This window comes from Kitasatospora sp. NPDC088346, from assembly GCF_044740765.1.
Lineage (GTDB): Bacteria > Actinomycetota > Actinomycetes > Streptomycetales > Streptomycetaceae > Kitasatospora.
The window spans coordinates 1-16696 of the sequence record NZ_JBIURH010000032.1 but is presented as its reverse complement, the minus strand read 5'-3'; the positions used below and the strand labels follow the sequence as shown (position 1 = coordinate 16696).

The following is a 16696-nucleotide window of genomic DNA, read 5'->3' as shown; positions in this document are numbered from 1 at the left end:
AGCTGACATGGCCATCGCATCTCTTCCCTTCGGGACCGCCGCCCCGGACGACTCGCCCGCCGCGGTCCCGCCGCCCGGGCACCGGGTGTCCGCCACCCGCGGCGCGACCGCGGAACCCGCCGCCGTCCCCGCCCTGCGGCACTTCGCCGGCGAGACGGCCCGGCAGTGGCGCGTCCCCGCCGAGGCCGTCCGCCGGCTGGAGCTCGTGGTCAGCGAGCTGGTCACCAACGTGGTGCTGCACAGCCGCAGCGCGGACGTCTCGGTCTCCGTCGAACTCGACGGCGCGGCCCTGACCGTCGAGGTCCAGGACTCCGGCACGTGGCGCAACCGCTGGGCCGCGCCCCCGTCGGGAGAGGACCGGGCCCCCACCGGCGGGCACGGCCTGGAGGTGGTGCGGCACCACTGCCTGTGGTGGCTGGCCTTCCCCTCGCCCGCCGGGACGCGGGTGGTGGCCTCCCTGTCCGCCGGACCCGGGACCGAGTAGCTCGCGGTCGCCGCGGTACGGCCGGCGCGCGGCGGTACGGCGGCGCCCAACGGTTCGGCGGCCCGCGGCCGGTGTCAGAGCGGGAGCTCTCCGGACCCGCGCTGGATCAGCCTGGTCGGGATCTGGAGCCGCTGGGGCTGCGCCTGCTCGCCTTCCATCCGCCGGAACAGCAGGCCGGCCGCCATCCGCCCCATCGCAGTCGCGTCCTGGGCGACGACGGTCACCGGCGTGGCCAGCATGTCCGCGAGTTCGAAGTCGTCGAACCCGACCAGGGCCGGGCTCGAAGGCCGGCCCACCAGGTCGCGCAGGACGGCCACGGTGGTGCGGCTGTTGCCGCACATCAGCGCGGTCACCGGCTCGGGACCGGACAGCATCCGGTCCAGGGCGAACCGGACGCCGAGCGGGTCGGGCCTGCCCATCGCGACCCAGTGCTCGCCGATCCCGTACCCGGCGGCCGCCATCGCCTGCCGGTAGCCGTCGAGGCGCTCGGCCGCGGTGTAGATCCCGGGCGCGTCGCCGAGGTAGCCGATCCGTCGGTGTCCCTGGCGGATCAGGTGGCTGACCCCGTCGGCCGCGCCGCTGCGGTTGTCCGCGAGGACGGTGTCCACCGGCAGACCCGCCGCCGGGCGGTCCGCGCAGACCACGGCGGTGCCCGCGGCCAGCTCGGCGGTCAGGTAGTCGTGGTCGCCCGAGGTGGGCACGATGATCAGCCCGTCGACCCGGCGCGCGCAGAAGTCCAGCGCCAACTCCCGTTCGCGGACCGGGTCCTCGGCGGACGACCCGATCAGCAGCAGCGAGCCGTGCGCCCGGGCGACGTCCTCCACCGCCCGGCTGAGCTGCGCGTAGAACGGGTCGGCGAGGTCCTCCAGGATCAGCCCGACCGACCTGGTCCGGCTGCCCTGCCGGAGCAGCCGGGCGCCGTCGTTGCGCCGGAAGCGGAGCTGCTCGATGGCGCCGCGTACCTTCGCGGCGGTCTCCTCCCGGACCCCGGCCTCGCCGTTGACCACCCGCGACACGGTCTTGAGCCCCACGCCCGCGAGCGCCGCCACGTCCTTCATGGTCGGCCGCGCGGCGGCGGCCTCCGACATCACGCGTTCCGCTTCGACTGGCATGGCTCCGGCTGCCCCTTTCGAACTTCAACTACCACCAGGATGGCAGGTCCGCCAGCGTAGACAACGATGCCGGGCGGGCTTTCGTCGGGGTACGGTGCACTCCGTCGCGGTGCCCGTGCGTCCGTCGCGGTCCGGTGCGCCGGCGCGGGCCGCGGGCCGCCGTCACGCGGCCCGCCGCTCCGGCACCCGGGCGCGGTACAGGGTGGCCGTGCCGGTCAGGTGGACCGGTCCGCCGGCGGCGGGGAGGAAGACGCTGTCACCCTGCCGCAGGGTCAGCGGCCTCCGCGGGGATCGCACGAGTACTGCGGAGCCCTCGGTGCAGAGCAGGATCTGCGGGCCGTCCGCGGCGACCGCCGTGCGGCCCGCGAGGTCGACCCGGGACAGCGCGAACTCGGCGACGGGCGCCGGGTAGTGGGTCTCGCCGCCGAGGCCCGGGACCCCGGGCACCAGGGCGGGACTGCCGGGCCGGAAGTCGACGACGCCGGCGAGGGCCTGGACGTCCACGTGCTTGGGGGTGAGTCCGCAGCGCAGCACGTTGTCGGAGCTGGCCATGATCTCGATGCCGGTGCCGCGCAGGTAGGCGTGCGGGACGCGGGCGCCGAGGTAGATCGCCTGGCCGGCCCGCAGCCGGACGTGGTTGAGCAGCAGCGCGGCGACCAGACCGGGGTCGTCGGGGTAGTCGCGGGCGGCCGCGGCGTACGCGGCACAGGTCTCGCCGTACGGCCCCGGGGAGGTGGCGGCGCGCTCGAGGGCGGGCGCGAGTTCGGCGGCGGCCCGGACGCCCCTGGCCCGGTCGGCGCCGAGTGCCCCGGTGAGGACGGTGCGCAGCGCGGGGCCCGGATCGGTGGTGCGCAGGATCCGGATCCACGGGGCGAGCGAGGGTGCCTCCAGGGAGGCCATCAGATCCGCGGTGGCGCCCGGGTCCCGGAAGCCGCACAGTGCGTCGAAGTCGTCGAGGGCACACAGAAGTTCGGGCTTGTGGCTGCGGTCCCGGTAGATCCGCCGGGCGGCACCGAGGGGGATGCCGGCGGCTTCTTCGGCGGCGTACCCGGCCCGCGCCTGGGCGGTGCTGGGGTGGACCTGGACGGACAGTGCGCGCTCGGCGGCCAGCACCTTGAGGAGGAAGGGCAGCCGTCCGCCGAAGCGGTCGGCGACCCGGCGGCCGAGTTCTCCGGCGGGGTCGCGGGCGATCACCCGGTCGAGCGGTTCGGGACCGCCGCCCCGGTCCACCCGGGAGGGGGAGCCCGGGTGGGCCCCCATCCAGAGCTCGGCCTCCGGCTCGTCGGCCGGGGGGCGGCCGGTCAGCCGGGCGATGGCGGTGGTGGAGCCCCAGGCGTGGGGCCGGATGTCGTTCGTGAGCGGATCGACGGTCGGCTCCCGGTCGGTCATGGCGGGGCTCCGGGGGTGCGGGCGCCGGGCGGGGCCGGCGCGGCTGACGGCAGTTGAGTGATCACCAATCTAGACAACGTTGTCAAAGAGCGCAAGAATCAGCCCGCAGGTTCGGCACCGCCGCGCAGGACGACGGCGCCGGCACTCCCCCGTCGCACACCACCGGAGACGTCACCATGAGTTACGGATCGACCCCCGTGGTCGGCCAGCACCCCTCCCCCGTCCTGCCGCTCCTGGCAGCCCTGGACGTCGGCGGAACGAAGATCGCCGGCGGGCTGGTCGACTCGGGCGGGACCTTGCTGCACCGGATCCAGCAGCCCACCCCCGCCCGGGAGAGCGCCGAATCGGTCCTGGCGGCGGTGTGGCGGGTCCTGGACGAACTCGCCCGGCACCCGCTGTGGGCGGGCGTGCGGGCGGTCGGGATCGGCAGCGCCGGGCCGGTGAACATCGAGTCGGGGACGGTCAGTCCGGTCAACATCCCCGGCTGGCGCGCCTTCCCGTTGCAGAGCGAGGTGGCCGCGCACCCCGCGGTGCGCGCCATGCCGGTCGCGCTCGGCGGCGACGGGGTGGCGATGGCCGCGGCCGAGCACTGGCGCGGCGCGGCCCGCCCGTACCGCAACGCGCTCTGCCTGGTGGTCTCCACCGGCATCGGCGCCGGCCTGATCATCGACGGGCGGCTGCACCCCGGGCACACCGGGAACGCCGGCCACCTCGGGCACATCAGCGTCGACTTCGACGGCCGGCCGTGCCCGTGCGGTTCGCGCGGGTGCGTGGAGGGCCTCGCCAGCGGGACGGCGATCGCCCGGACCGCCTCCGAGTCCGGCTGGCGGCCCGTCCACGGCGAGTCCGGCGCCGCGGCGGTCGCGATCGCCGCACGGGCCGGTGACCCGGACGCCCTGCACGCCTTCGACCTCGCGGGCCGGGCCCTGGCGGCCGGGATCGCCGCTGCGGCCACCCTGATCGAGATCGAGGCCGCGATCGTCGGGGGCGGCGTGGCCAAGGCCGGCGACCTGCTGCTCACCCCGCTCCGCCGCCACCTGGACACCTACGCCGCCCTGCCGTTCGCGGCCGGCATCGCCGTGCTCCCCGCCGAGCTCGGCACCGACGCAGGCCTGGTCGGCGCGGCCGCGCTCGCCAGACCGGTACGGCAGTTCGACCCGACCCCCGCGTGACCCCGGTCGCCTCTCCGGCGGCCCCGGACCGGCTGGAGACGCCGGCCCGGGGCTGGGGTGCCCCGGGCCGGCGGTCCGGAGGGACGGGGTCAGCTCAGCGGTCGGCAGAGCAGGGCGTCGGGCCGGCCCTGCTGGGTCCACTTCCAGGTCATGGCGACCCCGGCGAGGTACTCGTTGTCGGCGCACTGGCCCTTGTAGTCGCCCTCGGCCCAGTCGCTGCCCGCGGCGCCGCCCGAGGCGGGCCGGTTGTCGCCGTGGTCGAACCAGACGGTGCGGCCGGTCGTCGGCAGCGGGGTGGCGGAGGGCGCGCAGAGCACGGAGACCATGGCGGGGCCGTTCATGCTGTACCCGACCACGAGGCTGTTGACCGGGCACTGCACCTTGTTGTAGCCGGAGGCCCAGTCCTGGGCGACGTACCGCTCGCTGTTGACCGTCTCCCACGCGCCGGCGGCCTTGACGGGCTGGTTGACGTCGGTGCACAGGCCGCGGCCGGAGCTGCGGCCGATCCCGGTCAGGCGCTGGGTGTCGGGGCAGGTGCCCTTGCGGTTGCCCGGGCTCCAGTCCGGCTTGGCGAGCATGGTGCGGGAGACGTTCCAGTCGCCGTGGTCGAGGTCGAGCATGTTCCAGTGGTCGACCGGGGCGATCTGCCCGGTCCGGCCGGGGGCGCCCACCAGCTTGTTCCAGTCGGTGGCGCGCCAGTCGCCGGGGTCGTTGACGCTGAGCCGCCTGCCGGTGGCGTCGTAGTTGATCAGCGCCCAGTTGTCGTTGGGCGTACCGGTGCCGTCCGTCCAGCCGACGGCCGGCCACTGGGCGAAGTCGGTGTCGTTCTGCACCAGGATGTCGGTGAACCGCTTGAACCAGTCCCGGTCCTTGGCCACCGCCGGGTCGGCGGGGTCGGTGCCACGGCCTCCGGCGCCGAACTCGCTGATCCAGACCGGGGCGGTGTAGTGCTTGCCGTCCTCGGTGACGAACAGCGCCTCGTCGTTGATGGTCCGGACGAGTTCCTCCGGGCTGAGGTCCCGGTAGCGGGGGTCGTTGGTCTCGCCGTTCTGCCAGCCGCCGCCCGCTCCGGTGTGGTGGGAGCCGGTGTAGGAGTAGAAGTGCGCCGAGTAGACCAGCTTGTTGGAGTCGATCAGGGTGTGCGAGAGGGTGCGGACCGGCCTCAGGGTGGGACGGCCGTGGCTGAACATGCCCTGCGGGATGCCCTGCCAGTTGATGCCCTCCATGACGATCAGCATGTCGGGGTCGGCCTGGAGGATCGCGTTGCCGGCCCGCTCCAGTGCCGTGTACAGGTCGTGCTCGTCGCCCCAGCCCCAGTTGGGGTCGTCCCAGGTGTCGCGGCGGACCTCGTTGCGCAGGTCCGCGCCGGCCACCCGCTTGTTGGCCTTGTACCGGTCGACCAGGAACACCCAGTCGCTTATCCACTGCTCGGTGGACTGGCCGCTGTTCCAGCGTTCGTTGCCGTCCAGGGCGCAGCAGAACCGGTACGTGGTGGTGTGGTTGTTGAGGACGACGGCGAAGCCGTCGGCGGTGAGGGCGGCGACCACGGCGTCGTACACCTGGAGCGGGGTCTTGCCCCTGAGCTGCGGGTTGGCCGCCACGCCGGCGTCCGGTACGGCGGTGGTGTCCCGGATCATCGCGTTGGAGAACGGCAGCCGGATGCTGTTGATGCCGAGCGAGTGGAAGTCGGCCATGATCTGGCTGATCGGGGTGCGGTCCAGGCCGAGCGGGATGTTGTCGGACTTCTGGTGGGCCTGGTGGTTGTTGACGTCGTTGACGTCACCGCTGCCCTGGTACGTGCCCTGGGCGCCCGCCCAGTTGCTGGACCTGAGCTTGAAGCGGTTGCCGTTCGCGTCGACGACGTACCGGCCCCGGGTGCTCAGCGGGCCGGTCCACGACGCGGCCAGCTGCGGCCCGGTCAGCGCCACGGGTGCGGAGGTCGCGGCCCGGGGAGCGGCGGCGGCCGGGCCGGGCGCGGCGGTGACCAGCAGCGAGGCGCTGGCGAGGGCGGCCAGCACGCCGCGGGCCAGGAGTCTCGCGCGCCGGGGTACGGCTCGGTTGGATCTCATGGGTCATCACTCCAGGAGGGTGGGAGCAGGGGCGTGGTGCGACCCCCGGATCCACCGTCCACGCGTGCGGCCCCGGGGGACGGAGCGGGTCCCGGTCGGTGTCCGCCGCCGGCTGGTGCCGGACTCGGGCGGGCACCGACCCGGCCTGGTGCGGGTGGTGCGGGTGGTGCGGGATGTCGGCCTGCCTCACGGGCGGGGCCGGGGCCGGCGCCGTGCTCTACGGGAAGAGCGCCTGGATGCCCAGGACTGCGGCGCCTCTGGCCCACTCCTCCCAGGGGAGCGGGCGCAGGGTCAGGGGGCAGTTCGCCGCGGCCTTGAAGCAGTGGGCGGCGTAGGCGTCCTTGATGTGCGTGCCGAGCAGGTCGTAGGTGTCGAGCCCCTCGCCGGTGACGACGACGCGCTCCGGACCGAACAGGTTGACCAGGGTGGTGATGCCGGTGCCGATCGCCCGGCCGGCCCGGGCGAAGACCTCCCGGGCGGCGACGTCGCCGCCACGGGCCAGCAGGACGGCTCCGTCGAAGTCGAGGCCGTCCTGACCGGTGGCCCGGCGGACGGCGCCGAGGATGGCGTCACTGGAGGCGATCGCCTCCACGCAGCCGACCTGGCCGCAGTGACAGGGCGGGCCGGCGGGGTCGATGCTGATGTGGCCCAGCTCGCCGGCGACCCCGTACGCGCCGGCGATCAGGCGGTTGTTGACGACCAGTCCGGAGCCGATGCCCGCACCGATCGTGACCAGGGCGAAGTACTCGGTGCCGATGCCCTCGCCGAACCAGTGCTCGGCGATGGTGAGCGCCTTGACGTCGTTCTCCACGATGACGGTGAGACCGGTCCGCTTCGCCACCAGGTCGGCGAGCGGGACGTCCTGCCAGCCCGGGAGTACCGAGTAGCGGACCCGGCCGGCGGCCCGGTCGACGTCACCGGAGACCGCGATCCCGAGGTGGCGGGTGCGCTCCCGGAACTCGGGCTCCCCGTCGAGCAGGAGCTCGACGAACTCGCAGAGCAGGGCGCACACGGCCTCGGGGCTGCGGTCCTCGCCGAGCGAGCGCCCGGCGGTGGCCCGCAGGCCGGACCGCAGGTCGCAGACCACGGCGCACAGGGCGTCGGCGCTGATCTTGACGCCGACGAAGAACTCCCGCTCCACGGTGACCGCCAGCGGGTTGACCGGCCGCCCTGCCCCCGGTGCGGTGCGCTCCGGGGGGAGTTCGTGGAGGTAGCCGTCCTCGATCAGGGGCCGCGCGGACTTGGTGATCGCGGTGGACGAGAGTCCGGTACGGCGCGCCAGCTCCACCCTGCTCAGCGGACCCCCGGTCAGCAGCATGGAGAGGATGGCCGTTTCGGCGGGCGCGGAGACCAGCGGCTGCCTGTGACTCGGGAACACGACTGAAACCTACCCACAAATAAGCAACCTCGTCCAGTATTGCGTTCCGGCGAGCTTTGCGGTTACCCTCGGGTCACTTGCGCGCTGACGTGCGGCGGAACCCTGTAGCGGGACGCCGCACCGGCCCCGGCGAGCCATCGGGACTACCCACCCAGCCCTCCTCGGCGTTATCCGCACCCACCGGCTCTCTCCCCGCCTTCGCCGGGGTCACCACCCGGGCACCACTCCGCGACCCGCTCCCCTCCCTAGCCGCGCGCCGGGGCGGCCCACCCCGGCCACCGGATCCCCGACGCGCGACACACCGAGCCGTACCGCCCCCTGGCGGACACCTGCCGACGCGCCGCGCGTCCCGCCGGGCCGCTGCGCCCACCGGGTGACCCCCCGCCGCGCCGCGCCCGTCGCCGCGCTCTGAGCCGCGCGGGCCCCGGACCCGCCGGCTCCGCACCGACCACCCACCTGCCGCGCGCCACCGGCGACAACCCCGTTGACCCGAACGGCCGTTGAGGCATGCCTCCGAACGCGTGCCGCCACCCGGGCACACCGTCCCGCACGGCCCGGTCGACCCCCTCACACCCGTCCCCGACGCCCCCGCGTCCCGCCGAGAGAACTCCCGTGGACACCACCTTCCGCCACCCCGTCGACCCCACTGTGCTCGACCCCGCCGACCTCGACCCGGCCCCGTGGGCCGACGGCGAGCACGCGCTCCGGGCCTTCGGCGCCCGGATCACCGCGCAGGTGCCGGCCGGCGCCGCCGTCACCCTCGACCTGGAGCACCACGACACGGAGGGCGCCGACGCCGTGCTCACCGCCCTCGACGCGGCCACCGTCACCGTCCGCATCGACCTACCGCTGGGCGACGCCGCCGGGTACTGGCATCCGGCGGCCGGCTGGTCCCGCACCCTGCCCGCCGGCGCGACGGCCTGGCAGCCCGTCTCCCTGCTCCGCTCCGCGCCCGTGGGCTGCCTCTACGACCACGCCGGGCTGAGCCTCCTCGCCTTCGCCGCCGAGCGCACCGTCGAGGAGGCCGAGATCCGCTTCGGCGTCTGCCCCGAGCGCCATCGCTTCGGGGTGTGGCTGCGCCTCCCGCTCGCCGCCGGCCGGCCCTGCCGACTGCGGCTGGCCGCCCCGGGCCACACGGTGGCCACCGCCCTGCGGCGGCTGCGCGGCTGGCTGGCCGGCCGACCCGGCGGGCGGCCCCTGCCACCGCCGGCGACCGCCCGCACCCCCGGCTACTCCACCCGGTACGCCTTCGCGGGCGACCTGCGCGCGGACGAGGTCGAGCGGGAGGCCGCCCTGGCCGCCCAACTCGGCTTCGGACGGCTGCTCCTGGACGACGGCTGGCAGTCGGCCGGCACCGGCCCCGGGTACGCCGACTGCGGCGACTGGCGGCCCGACCCGGCCCGCTTCCCCGACTTCGCCGCGCACGTCCGGGCGGTCCGCGGGCTCGGACTGCACTACGTCGCCTGGATCGCCCCGCTGCTGATCGGCGAGCGCTCGGCCGCGTACCGGACCTGGGCGTCGAACTCCGCCAGGTCGCACCCGGCCCGGCGCCCGCCGCCTTCGCCCCCGCCCTGCGCGCGGTCGCCCCGCCCGCCGACCCGGTCGCCCAGCGGGTCCGCACCCTGGACCTCGGCCTGCTCGTCCCCGGCGCCGCGGTGCACTCCGAACCGCTGATCTGGGACCAGGACTCCGCGCCCCAGACCCTGGCCCGCCTGTTCCAGGGCGCCCTGCACTCCGTGCCGCAGGTGTCCGCGCACCTGACGGCGCTCCCCGCCGCGCACCGGGCGTCCCTGCGCTTCTGGCTCGCCACCTGGCGCCGGCTGTCCGCCGTGCTCCTCGACGGCCACGTCGAGCCCGGGCACCCGGACGAGCTCTTCCCGCTGGTCCTCGCCGCCCGCGGGAACCGGCGGGTGATCACCAGCTACACCGACCGGCTGGTCCCACTGCCCGCGGAGGCCTGGCGCACGCTGTCGATCGTCAACGCCTCCACCGCGTCCCGGATCCTGCTGGAGGTGTCCGGGCCGCCGCGCCTGCTCCGGATGGAGACCTTCGACGCCCTGGGCCAGCGCCAGCAGGCCGGCACCCTGCCGCTCACCCCGGGCGTGCACGAGATCGAGGTGCCGCCGTCGGGCCTGTGCTCCCTCGTCCTGTCCTCCAGCCTCTTCGCCCTCAGCAGCGCCGCGTCGTGACCGCCCGGCCCGCCGGGGGCCGGTGGCGGTGCGCGTGCTCGGCGGCGGCCGCTCCCGGTGGATCACGGTGAACGTCAGCTCCTCGTCGTGGACCGTGATGCCGAGGATCCTCGGGCGGGCCGTCAGCGCGCGGCCGGTGCCGCCGGGGACGGCACCGCCGGCCACCACCGGGCGCAGGCAGGGCTCGGTGCCGACGCCGAGAGGTTCGCGTGGCGGGAGGGGTCCGGGTTCACCACGACGGGCAGCGGGCCGACCCCGACCACCGGCGAGGCGCTGCGGCCGGCGCGGCGAGTCGGCCGGTCGGTCACGATCACGCGCCGAAGCCGTCGTCCGGGGTGTCGGAGCCCGGCTGCGAGCACGCGTGGGTGGTGATCCAGTGGCCGACGCCGTCCAGGAGGAGCCCGGAGCCGCGCTCGGCCCGGAAGGTGAAGGTGACGCCCGTCGACTCGACCCGCATTGCCGTCTGTCCGGGCGGCTGGCAGAGCGTCACGGGGGCGAAGCGACAACCGATCGAGTCGAGCTCGGCCGTGACCTGCGCGTGCGTGAGGGGCCCCGCGGACATGGCGGGTGTCGTCGTTCCCGGGGCGGGAAGCGAGATGACGTCCCGCCAGGTCTGCACGCTGATCAGCGTGACCCGGCGGCACCGGCACACGCAGAGCTCGACGTCTCCCTACGAGAACAGATGGGGCCGGCGACGGCGTTTGCTCAGCCGACCGATGTCCCACGGCGGACCGAGTGCCGCCGCGATGTCGTCGAGCGTCGCGCCGCAGCGCAGCGGGCCGATGGCTGCGGTGGAGCCGAACGCGGCCAGGGTTCGCACGGCGGTCACGCGCGGGAGTCTCCCATCCGACCTGCTCGGACGTCCACCGAGTCGGCTGTTCGTCGTCGCCGACGGACACGGCCGTGTCAGGCCTCGTCGTGACGGCCCGCCCACACGGTGGGGGTCCGCCGGGCCCAGGGGGCGGCCTGTTCCAGCTGGCCGGCGAGGCGGAACAGGACGTCCTCGCGTCCGTACCCGGCGGCGAACTGGATGCCGATGGGGAGTCCGGTGGCGGGGTCGGTCTCCAGGGGGACGGACATGGCGGGGGTGCCGGCGACGTTGAAGGCGGCGGTGAAGGGCGAGCGGTGGAAGAGCTGCCTGAGCCAGCCGAGGCCGTCGACGCCTTCGGCGCCCTCGGCGTACGTGCCCAGGGGGACGGGCAGTTCGGGCAGGGTCGGGGTGAGCAGCAGGTCGTAGGCGGCGAAGTACCGGCCGATCGCCCGCGCGACGCTGTTGCGCATCGCGAGCGCGTGGACGAAGTCGGTCCCGCTGACCCCCTGTCCGTAGGCGTAGCTGGCCAGCATCTCGGGTTCGACGGTGGTGGAGTCGACGGGGCGTGAGAAGGCCGCGGCGAAGCCGTCGATCCAGGTCACCAGGTTGGTGCTCCACAGTCGGGCGTTGGCCAGGACGAACTCCTCCCAGCCGACGCCGAGTTCGACCTGGACCTCCTCGACCCGGTGTCCCAGGGACTCGGCCAGCCGTGCGGCCCGGAGTGTGGCGTCGACGACGGTGCCGTCGACCGCCCGGCCGCCCCACGGCCGGATGAGGAGACCGATCCTGAGGCTGCCCGGGGAGCGGGTGACCTCCTGTGCGTAGGGCCGTTCGGGCCGCGGGGCGGCATAGGGGTCGCCGGCCTCGGGCCCCTGGACGAGGTCGAGCAGGGTGGCGCTGTCGCGTACCGAGCGGCTGACGACACCGTGGACGGCGAGCCCGTTGAAGACCTCGTCGGCGTCGGGGCCCATGGATGTCCGCCCGCGGGTCGGCTTCAGGCCGAACAGGCCGTTGCTGGCGGCGGGGACCCGGATGGACCCGGCCGCGTCGGTGGCGTGCGCGATCGGGACGATGCCCGCGGCGACGGCGGCTCCGGAGCCGCCGCTGGAACCGCCGGGGGTGCGGGTCGGGTCCCAGGGGTTGCGGGTGGCGCCGTACAGCACGCCTTCGGTGGTGGTGCTGTAGGCGAACTCCGGAGTCGCCGTGCGTCCGAGCGTCACCAGCCCGGCGCGGCGGAAGCGCGCCATGAGCGACGAGTCGGCCCCGGCGACGTTTCCCGCGGCGATCCGGCTGCCCAGCTCGACCCTCTTGCCGGCCATCGCGACGGCCAGGTCCTTGATCAGGAAGGGCACCCCCGCCAGTGGCGTACTGCCGGGGGTCGGCTCGTCCTGTGCGGGCCAGGTCTCGACGACGGCGTTGATCCGCGGGTTCACCGCCTCGGACGCCAGCTGGGCGGTCGAGGCGAGTTCCGCCGCAGTCACCTGGCCGCGGGCCACCAGGTCGGCCAGGCCGACGCCGTCGTAGGTCACGTACTCGGAGAGCTTCATTGTCGTCCTCAGGGGGAAGGGCCGGCCGGGCCCGAACGAGACTGACCGGTCCCTTTCGATACCGGTCGGTATTGCAAGGGACCGGTGGGTACCGTAACATCGGCATCAGGGTGCTGCAACGCCCCCCGGACGGACGAAGGGCGGAACGGCGGGCATGGCGACGGAGCGAGCCAGCAGGCAGAGCAGGGTGGCCAAGTTGCCGCCCCGGGAACGGATCCTCGACGCGGCGGAGGAGCTCTTCTCACGCGAGGGGATCAAGGCGGTGGGCGTCCAGGCGATCGCCGACCGGGCCGCGACCACCAAGATGGCGCTGTACCGCCACTTCGCGACCAAGGACGCGCTGGTGGAGGAGTGGCTCCGGATCGTCGCAGCCGACTACACCAGCGCGTTCGACCGGCTGGGCACCGCACACCCCGACGATCCCCGGGCCCAGATCCTGGGCATCGCCCGGTTCATCGCCGACGGGCTCCCCGAGATCTCCCACCGGGGCTGCCCGTTCATCAACTCCATCGCGGAACTGCCCGACCGCACCCACCCGGCGCGCCAACTGATCGAAGCCCACAAGGCCGGCCAGGCCCGCCGCCTCGCCGACCTGTGCACCCGGGCCGGGCTGTCGGACCCGGACGATGCGGCCGCGGAGATCACCTTCGTCCTCGAAGGAGCCCAGGTGAGCGCACAAAACAGAAGCGTCGAACGCGCGGGCGAACGCCTCATGGGGATCGTCGAAGCCATCCTCGACCGCCGCCCGGGCCGCCCCGCCGTTCGGCGCCCGTAAGCGCCCGCCTCCCCGCCGCGCCGCCGCGCCACCGCGCCGCCACGCCGTCAGTCGTTCGGCACGTACTGTCGGTCGGCACCCGGGGAGGCCGGTTCCCACGGTCGGACCCACGGGTCGGGCCACGCCTCGGCCGCGGCGAGCAGCGGGTCGAAGGTCGCGCCGTCGATGCTCTCGCGGATGACGTCGGCGTGACCGCCGTGCCGCGCCGTCTCCTCGATCAGGTGCAGCAGGACCCAGCGGACCGACCACTCCTCGACCTCCGCGGGAATCCACGGAGCCCCCGGCGGCACCGGAACGGCCTGCCCGAGGTCCGGAACACCGCTGATCACCATGTCGGTCCGCTCGGCGGCCGCCGCATACGCGTCCAGGGCCCCGGCCAGGGTCTCGCCCGGGGCCAGGTGGAACTCGTCCGCGCCCGACGCGTCCGCGCCCGACTGGTCCGCCTCTCGCTGCGTCCCGCACTGCCGCCGAAGGATCAGGTCGACCCAGAAGCCCTCGCACCGTGCGGCGTGCTTGATGAGACCGCCGATGCTCAGCGAGCTGGCGGAGGCCGGCAGGCGGGCCTGCTCCTCGGTCAGACCGTAGGCGGTGACCCGCAACGCGCGCCGCTGATGGGCCAGGTAGGCGGTCAGCGCCGTGCGCTCATCGGCGACGGGCGGGACGACTCTCGGCATGGCGGGACCCTCTCGCGGTGCAATTTCTTGCAGCAAGTTTCAGCAAGACCCTACTGTCGCCCTCGGTCGACGTCCACGGGCCGATCAACCCAATCCGCCAGCTCCGAGCCGATCCCCGCCACCCACGGAGCAGGCCGGCCGCGGCGCCCCATCTTGCGCAAAGATCTGAAAGATTTTTCACCGGGGGCTTGACCAGCCCTTTTCCCAGGAGAGAGGGTCAGCCCCATGCCCGCACACGTACCGCCGATCGCCGACGAGCGCGAAGGCCTGCTCGCCTACCTCACCCAGCAGCGCCAGGCGCTGCGCGCCACCGCCCACGGCCTGACGGACGACCAGGCGAGGATGACGCCCACCGTCAGCGAGCTCAGCATCGGCGGTCTCATCAAGCACGCCGCACGGTGCGAGGCGGGCTGGACCGACCTGATCCTCCAGCGGCAGCGCGGCGAGCAGCGGACGGCGGACGAGAGCGACTCCGCCGAGTTCGCGCTCACCGCGGAGGAGACGCTGACGGACGCGCTGGACCAGTACGCGGCCGCGACCCGGGAGACGGACGCGGTGATCGCCGAAATCGCCGATCTCGGCCAGGCCGTGCCCGTCCCCCAGGGACTGCCGTGGTTCCCCGCCGACGTGAAGAACTGGTCCGTCCGCTGGGTGCTGCTGCACCTGATCGAGGAGACCTCCCGACACGGCGGTCACGCCGACATCATCCGCGAAACCATCGACGGCGCCACCCTGTTCCCCCTGCTGGCCGCCGCCGAACAGTGGCCCGACCCGTGGTTCCAGCCCTGGCAGGCCACGGCCGACTAACCGGAGGGAAGGCCGTGGCCTGCCCCGGCGACCCCCCGCGTACTCGATCAGGGATTCGCAAACAGGTCTCTGGACTCAATCAGTTTGTCATGCAAACCTAGTTGGCATGACGACTCATCATGTCCCGTCCGCCGGCGATCCCCACCACCTCCTGGCCATGAGGCGGGCGCTGGTCCACCACGTCCGGCGTGAGCAGCGCGGCGCCTGGTTCCCGCTCCTCGTCTTCGCCGTCGTTCGCTTCGCCGCGGCGCCGGTGGTCCGCTACGGCCAGGGCGACCACAACGGGGGCCTGCCGCCGGCGATGTGGTACTGGCCGGTGGCACTGCTGCTCGCCTACGCCGCGATCAGCTGGTTCTACCTGCGCCGATCCGCCCGCCTCGGCCTGGGCACCCGGGTCGGACCGTACCTGGTGCTGGGTATCGTCCTGGTCGTGCTGATCACCTTCTACGTCGCGTGGACGGCCCTGGAGCCGGGGTTCCTCTCCGGGCTCCACGGACCGTCACCCGTCACCCTGTTCGTCGACACGGTGGTGAGCCCGGCCGGCACGATCGGCCTGGCCCTGCTGCTGCTCGCCCGGATCGAGCGCAGCTGGCCGCTCCTCGCCATCACCTGCGGGTACCTGGCCGCGCTGCTCGCCTCCGGCGACCGTCCCGACCCGTCGCCGTGGGGCTTCCTCCCGAACCTCCTGCTCAGCGGAGGTGTGCTGCTGCTCGGCAGTGCCGGCCTCGCCCTGCTGCAACGAGTCCAGGGGCGGTCGGCCGCATGACCGAACACCCCACCAGCAGCCTCGACGACGTCGTGCACCAACGCGTCCGCCTGGGCATCCTCGCGGTCGCCAAGGAAGCCCGGCGGGTGGAGTTCACGTTCCTGCGCAGCACGCTCGGCCTCACCGCCGGCAACCTCTCCCAGCACCTCGGGGTCCTGGAGAAGGCGGGTCTGGTCACGATCGACAAGGGCTACGAGGGCAAGCGGGCCCGCACCTGGATCCACCTCACCAAGGCGGGCAAGCAGGCCCTGCACGACGAGATCGCCACGCTCAAGACCCTGATCCACCAGCTCGAAGGGCCCGAAGGACGCCACGGAGAGAGCGACCCCCCTGCCGCAGCCGCCCCCACACCGGCCTGAGCCCTCCGGGCGACCACCACTCGGACGGGGCGGGCCCGCCGGTTCGTCGGAGCGTCGGACAGACACCCGGTGGAGTGACTCGCTGCTGTCTGATCACCACTCAGCGCTCGCACATGTCATGATCGGCTCGCTTGTACCGCACCGACAACCGACTGCTCTTGAGGGGGCAACCGTGGCCGAGCGCCAGAACGGCACCGTGAAGTGGTTCAACGACGAGAAGGGGTACGGCTTCATCACGCCGGAGTCCGGGCCCGACCTCTTCGTTCACTTCCGGGCGATCGAGGGCAATGGCTTCAAGTCCCTCGTCGAGGGACAGAAGGTGACCTTCGAGGCCGTGCAGGGCCAGAAGGGCATGCAGGCCGACAAGGTCCAGGTGGCGGGATAGGAAGTCCGCCCAGGACCCGTCAGGCGCTGCGCCGCCTCATTCGCCGCACCCCCGACCACGAGCCGTGTGGACGGCCTGCCCGTCGCCCACGACTGTCGGGGGTGCCGTCATGCTCGGACACGTCTCCCGGGCCGAACCCTTGGCCCAACCCTGCCGCCGGGGCCTCGCCGACTGCTCGAACCCGCCCTCGGAGGCGACGACTCCGGCGGATCGACCGGACAGGCCCCCCAGGGGCCACAAGAGCCCTGGCGGCGGTGGCTTCGAGGTGAGCCGGTGCCGGGCCGGTCCCGTGATCGGACTCCTCGGCAGCCATGGTGTTCCGGCCCCGTGCCCGGGTCGCGGCCGACCCCCGCAGATGTGATTTCGGTCCCGGTACGTCCGGAATCGTGGCAGGAAGCGCTGCTGACAGGGCATCATCACGCGTAGACAATGGGATGTCGGGTCGCTCCGTCGACCAGGGTGGGGTAGCCGGGATGCGTGGTGTCGGGGGTGTTGTGGACGACACCACCCCGGACGTCCCTCCGGCCGGTGTCCGGTGGCGCCCCGACGGCCCTCGGCGCCGGTACGCCCCGCTCCGTCCCGTCCCGCCCGCACCAGCGCACCGGCGACCGCACACCACTGGAAGGCCCTGATCTCATGGCAGTCGAGCTACCCGAGCCTCTGCAGTGGGTCCTCATGCTGCTCGCCGGCACCCGTTGGCCGGAGGCCGACGAGGACATGCTGCGGGACATGGCGGAGCACTGGCGCAGTGGTGCGAAGACGGTGGAGGAGGCGGGTAG

At 73.8% G+C, this 16696-nt stretch carries 17 protein-coding genes; 9 read left to right on the top strand and 8 right to left on the bottom strand.

Features of this window, described 5'->3' with window-relative positions; genetic code table 11:
• Positions 1 to 7: 7 nt before the first annotated feature.
• The gene (locus tag ACIOFR_RS30140; protein WP_401002388.1) at positions 8 to 484 is read left to right on the top strand and encodes an ATP-binding protein; all 477 of its coding nucleotides are present in this window, start codon (positions 8 to 10) and stop codon (positions 482 to 484) included.
• A gap of 74 nt (positions 485 to 558) precedes the next feature.
• On the opposite strand, the gene ACIOFR_RS30135 is transcribed toward ACIOFR_RS30140, so the two are convergent.
• Both ACIOFR_RS30135 and manA read right to left on the bottom strand, forming a co-directional pair.
• On the bottom strand, positions 559 to 1596 hold the full coding sequence (locus tag ACIOFR_RS30135; protein WP_401002387.1) for a LacI family DNA-binding transcriptional regulator: 1038 nt from the start codon (positions 1594 to 1596) through the stop codon (positions 559 to 561).
• 162 nt (positions 1597 to 1758) lie between these two features.
• Entirely contained in the window at positions 1759 to 2985 is a 1227-nt protein-coding gene (gene manA / locus ACIOFR_RS30130; protein ID WP_401002386.1) for a mannose-6-phosphate isomerase, class I, read from the bottom strand.
• A 176-nt stretch (positions 2986 to 3161) separates the two neighbouring features.
• Between manA and ACIOFR_RS30125 the strand changes: the two genes are divergently transcribed.
• Positions 3162 to 4157: an ROK family protein gene (locus ACIOFR_RS30125; RefSeq protein ID WP_401002385.1), complete on the top strand. Its 996-nt coding sequence runs from the start codon at positions 3162 to 3164 to the stop codon at positions 4155 to 4157.
• An 89-nt stretch (positions 4158 to 4246) separates the two neighbouring features.
• On the opposite strand, the gene ACIOFR_RS30120 is transcribed toward ACIOFR_RS30125, so the two are convergent.
• A complete protein-coding gene (locus ACIOFR_RS30120) occupies positions 4247 to 6226 on the bottom strand; it encodes a glycoside hydrolase family 5 protein (protein ID WP_401002384.1) in 1980 nt (659 codons plus the stop codon).
• 217 nt (positions 6227 to 6443) lie between these two features.
• On the bottom strand, positions 6444 to 7604 hold the full coding sequence (locus ACIOFR_RS30115) for an ROK family protein (protein ID WP_401002383.1): 1161 nt from the start codon (positions 7602 to 7604) through the stop codon (positions 6444 to 6446).
• A gap of 612 nt (positions 7605 to 8216) precedes the next feature.
• On the opposite strand from ACIOFR_RS30115, the gene ACIOFR_RS30110 reads away from it, so the two are divergent.
• Both ACIOFR_RS30110 and ACIOFR_RS30105 read left to right on the top strand, forming a co-directional pair.
• Complete coding sequence (locus ACIOFR_RS30110; protein WP_401002382.1) at positions 8217 to 9278, top strand: hypothetical protein; 1062 nt, start codon at positions 8217 to 8219, stop codon at positions 9276 to 9278.
• Positions 9260 to 9793 carry a hypothetical protein gene (locus tag ACIOFR_RS30105; RefSeq protein WP_401002381.1) on the top strand — a complete coding sequence of 178 codons (534 nt, stop codon included), beginning with the start codon at positions 9260 to 9262 and terminating at the stop codon, positions 9791 to 9793. The genes ACIOFR_RS30110 and ACIOFR_RS30105 overlap by 19 nt, the downstream gene beginning before the upstream one ends.
• Before the next feature lie 310 nt (positions 9794 to 10103).
• On the opposite strand, the gene ACIOFR_RS30100 is transcribed toward ACIOFR_RS30105, so the two are convergent.
• From ACIOFR_RS30100 to ACIOFR_RS30090, 3 genes are all read right to left on the bottom strand, one after another.
• Positions 10104 to 10412, bottom strand: a complete 309-nt coding sequence (locus ACIOFR_RS30100; protein WP_401002380.1) for a hypothetical protein — start codon at positions 10410 to 10412, stop codon at positions 10104 to 10106.
• 51 nt (positions 10413 to 10463) lie between these two features.
• Complete coding sequence (locus tag ACIOFR_RS30095) at positions 10464 to 10622, bottom strand: hypothetical protein (RefSeq protein ID WP_401002379.1); 159 nt, start codon at positions 10620 to 10622, stop codon at positions 10464 to 10466.
• A gap of 77 nt (positions 10623 to 10699) precedes the next feature.
• Positions 10700 to 12151: an amidase gene (locus ACIOFR_RS30090; protein ID WP_401002378.1), complete on the bottom strand. Its 1452-nt coding sequence runs from the start codon at positions 12149 to 12151 to the stop codon at positions 10700 to 10702.
• A 154-nt stretch (positions 12152 to 12305) separates the two neighbouring features.
• On the opposite strand from ACIOFR_RS30090, the gene ACIOFR_RS30085 reads away from it, so the two are divergent.
• A complete protein-coding gene (locus tag ACIOFR_RS30085) occupies positions 12306 to 12926 on the top strand; it encodes a TetR/AcrR family transcriptional regulator (RefSeq protein WP_401002377.1) in 621 nt (206 codons plus the stop codon).
• Between the two features lie 47 nt (positions 12927 to 12973).
• On the opposite strand, the gene ACIOFR_RS30080 is transcribed toward ACIOFR_RS30085, so the two are convergent.
• Positions 12974 to 13600: a DinB family protein gene (locus ACIOFR_RS30080; protein WP_401002376.1), complete on the bottom strand. Its 627-nt coding sequence runs from the start codon at positions 13598 to 13600 to the stop codon at positions 12974 to 12976.
• A 225-nt stretch (positions 13601 to 13825) separates the two neighbouring features.
• Here ACIOFR_RS30080 and ACIOFR_RS30075 point away from each other — a divergent pair, with 225 nt between their 5' ends.
• The 4 genes from ACIOFR_RS30075 to ACIOFR_RS30060 all read left to right on the top strand — a co-directional run bounded on the left by ACIOFR_RS30075 (position 13826) and on the right by ACIOFR_RS30060 (position 15917).
• Complete coding sequence (locus ACIOFR_RS30075; RefSeq protein WP_401002375.1) at positions 13826 to 14407, top strand: DinB family protein; 582 nt, start codon at positions 13826 to 13828, stop codon at positions 14405 to 14407.
• A gap of 106 nt (positions 14408 to 14513) precedes the next feature.
• Complete coding sequence (locus ACIOFR_RS30070; protein ID WP_401002374.1) at positions 14514 to 15173, top strand: hypothetical protein; 660 nt, start codon at positions 14514 to 14516, stop codon at positions 15171 to 15173.
• On the top strand, positions 15170 to 15532 hold the full coding sequence (locus ACIOFR_RS30065) for a transcriptional regulator (protein ID WP_401002373.1): 363 nt from the start codon (positions 15170 to 15172) through the stop codon (positions 15530 to 15532). Before ACIOFR_RS30070 ends, ACIOFR_RS30065 begins: the two co-directional genes overlap by 4 nt.
• A 172-nt stretch (positions 15533 to 15704) precedes the next feature.
• On the top strand, positions 15705 to 15917 hold the full coding sequence (locus ACIOFR_RS30060; protein ID WP_401002372.1) for a cold-shock protein: 213 nt from the start codon (positions 15705 to 15707) through the stop codon (positions 15915 to 15917).
• Positions 15918 to 16696: the final 779 nt, after the last annotated feature.

Bases quoted from the DNA above. Each gene is read 5' to 3' on its own strand.
- ACIOFR_RS30140 (WP_401002388.1), top strand. From the start codon at position 8: ATGGCCATCGCATCTCTTCCCTTCGGGACCGCCGCCCCGGACGACTCG.
- ACIOFR_RS30135 (WP_401002387.1), bottom strand. From the start codon at position 1,596: ATGCCAGTCGAAGCGGAACGCGTGATGTCGGAGGCCGCCGCCGCGCGG.
- manA (WP_401002386.1), bottom strand. From the start codon at position 2,985: ATGACCGACCGGGAGCCGACCGTCGATCCGCTCACGAACGACATCCGG.
- ACIOFR_RS30125 (WP_401002385.1), top strand. From the start codon at position 3,162: ATGAGTTACGGATCGACCCCCGTGGTCGGCCAGCACCCCTCCCCCGTC.
- ACIOFR_RS30120 (WP_401002384.1), bottom strand. From the start codon at position 6,226: ATGAGATCCAACCGAGCCGTACCCCGGCGCGCGAGACTCCTGGCCCGC.
- ACIOFR_RS30090 (WP_401002378.1), bottom strand. From the start codon at position 12,151: ATGAAGCTCTCCGAGTACGTGACCTACGACGGCGTCGGCCTGGCCGAC.
- ACIOFR_RS30085 (WP_401002377.1), top strand. From the start codon at position 12,306: ATGGCGACGGAGCGAGCCAGCAGGCAGAGCAGGGTGGCCAAGTTGCCG.
- ACIOFR_RS30080 (WP_401002376.1), bottom strand. From the start codon at position 13,600: ATGCCGAGAGTCGTCCCGCCCGTCGCCGATGAGCGCACGGCGCTGACC.
- ACIOFR_RS30075 (WP_401002375.1), top strand. From the start codon at position 13,826: ATGCCCGCACACGTACCGCCGATCGCCGACGAGCGCGAAGGCCTGCTC.
- ACIOFR_RS30070 (WP_401002374.1), top strand. From the start codon at position 14,514: ATGACGACTCATCATGTCCCGTCCGCCGGCGATCCCCACCACCTCCTG.
- ACIOFR_RS30065 (WP_401002373.1), top strand. From the start codon at position 15,170: ATGACCGAACACCCCACCAGCAGCCTCGACGACGTCGTGCACCAACGC.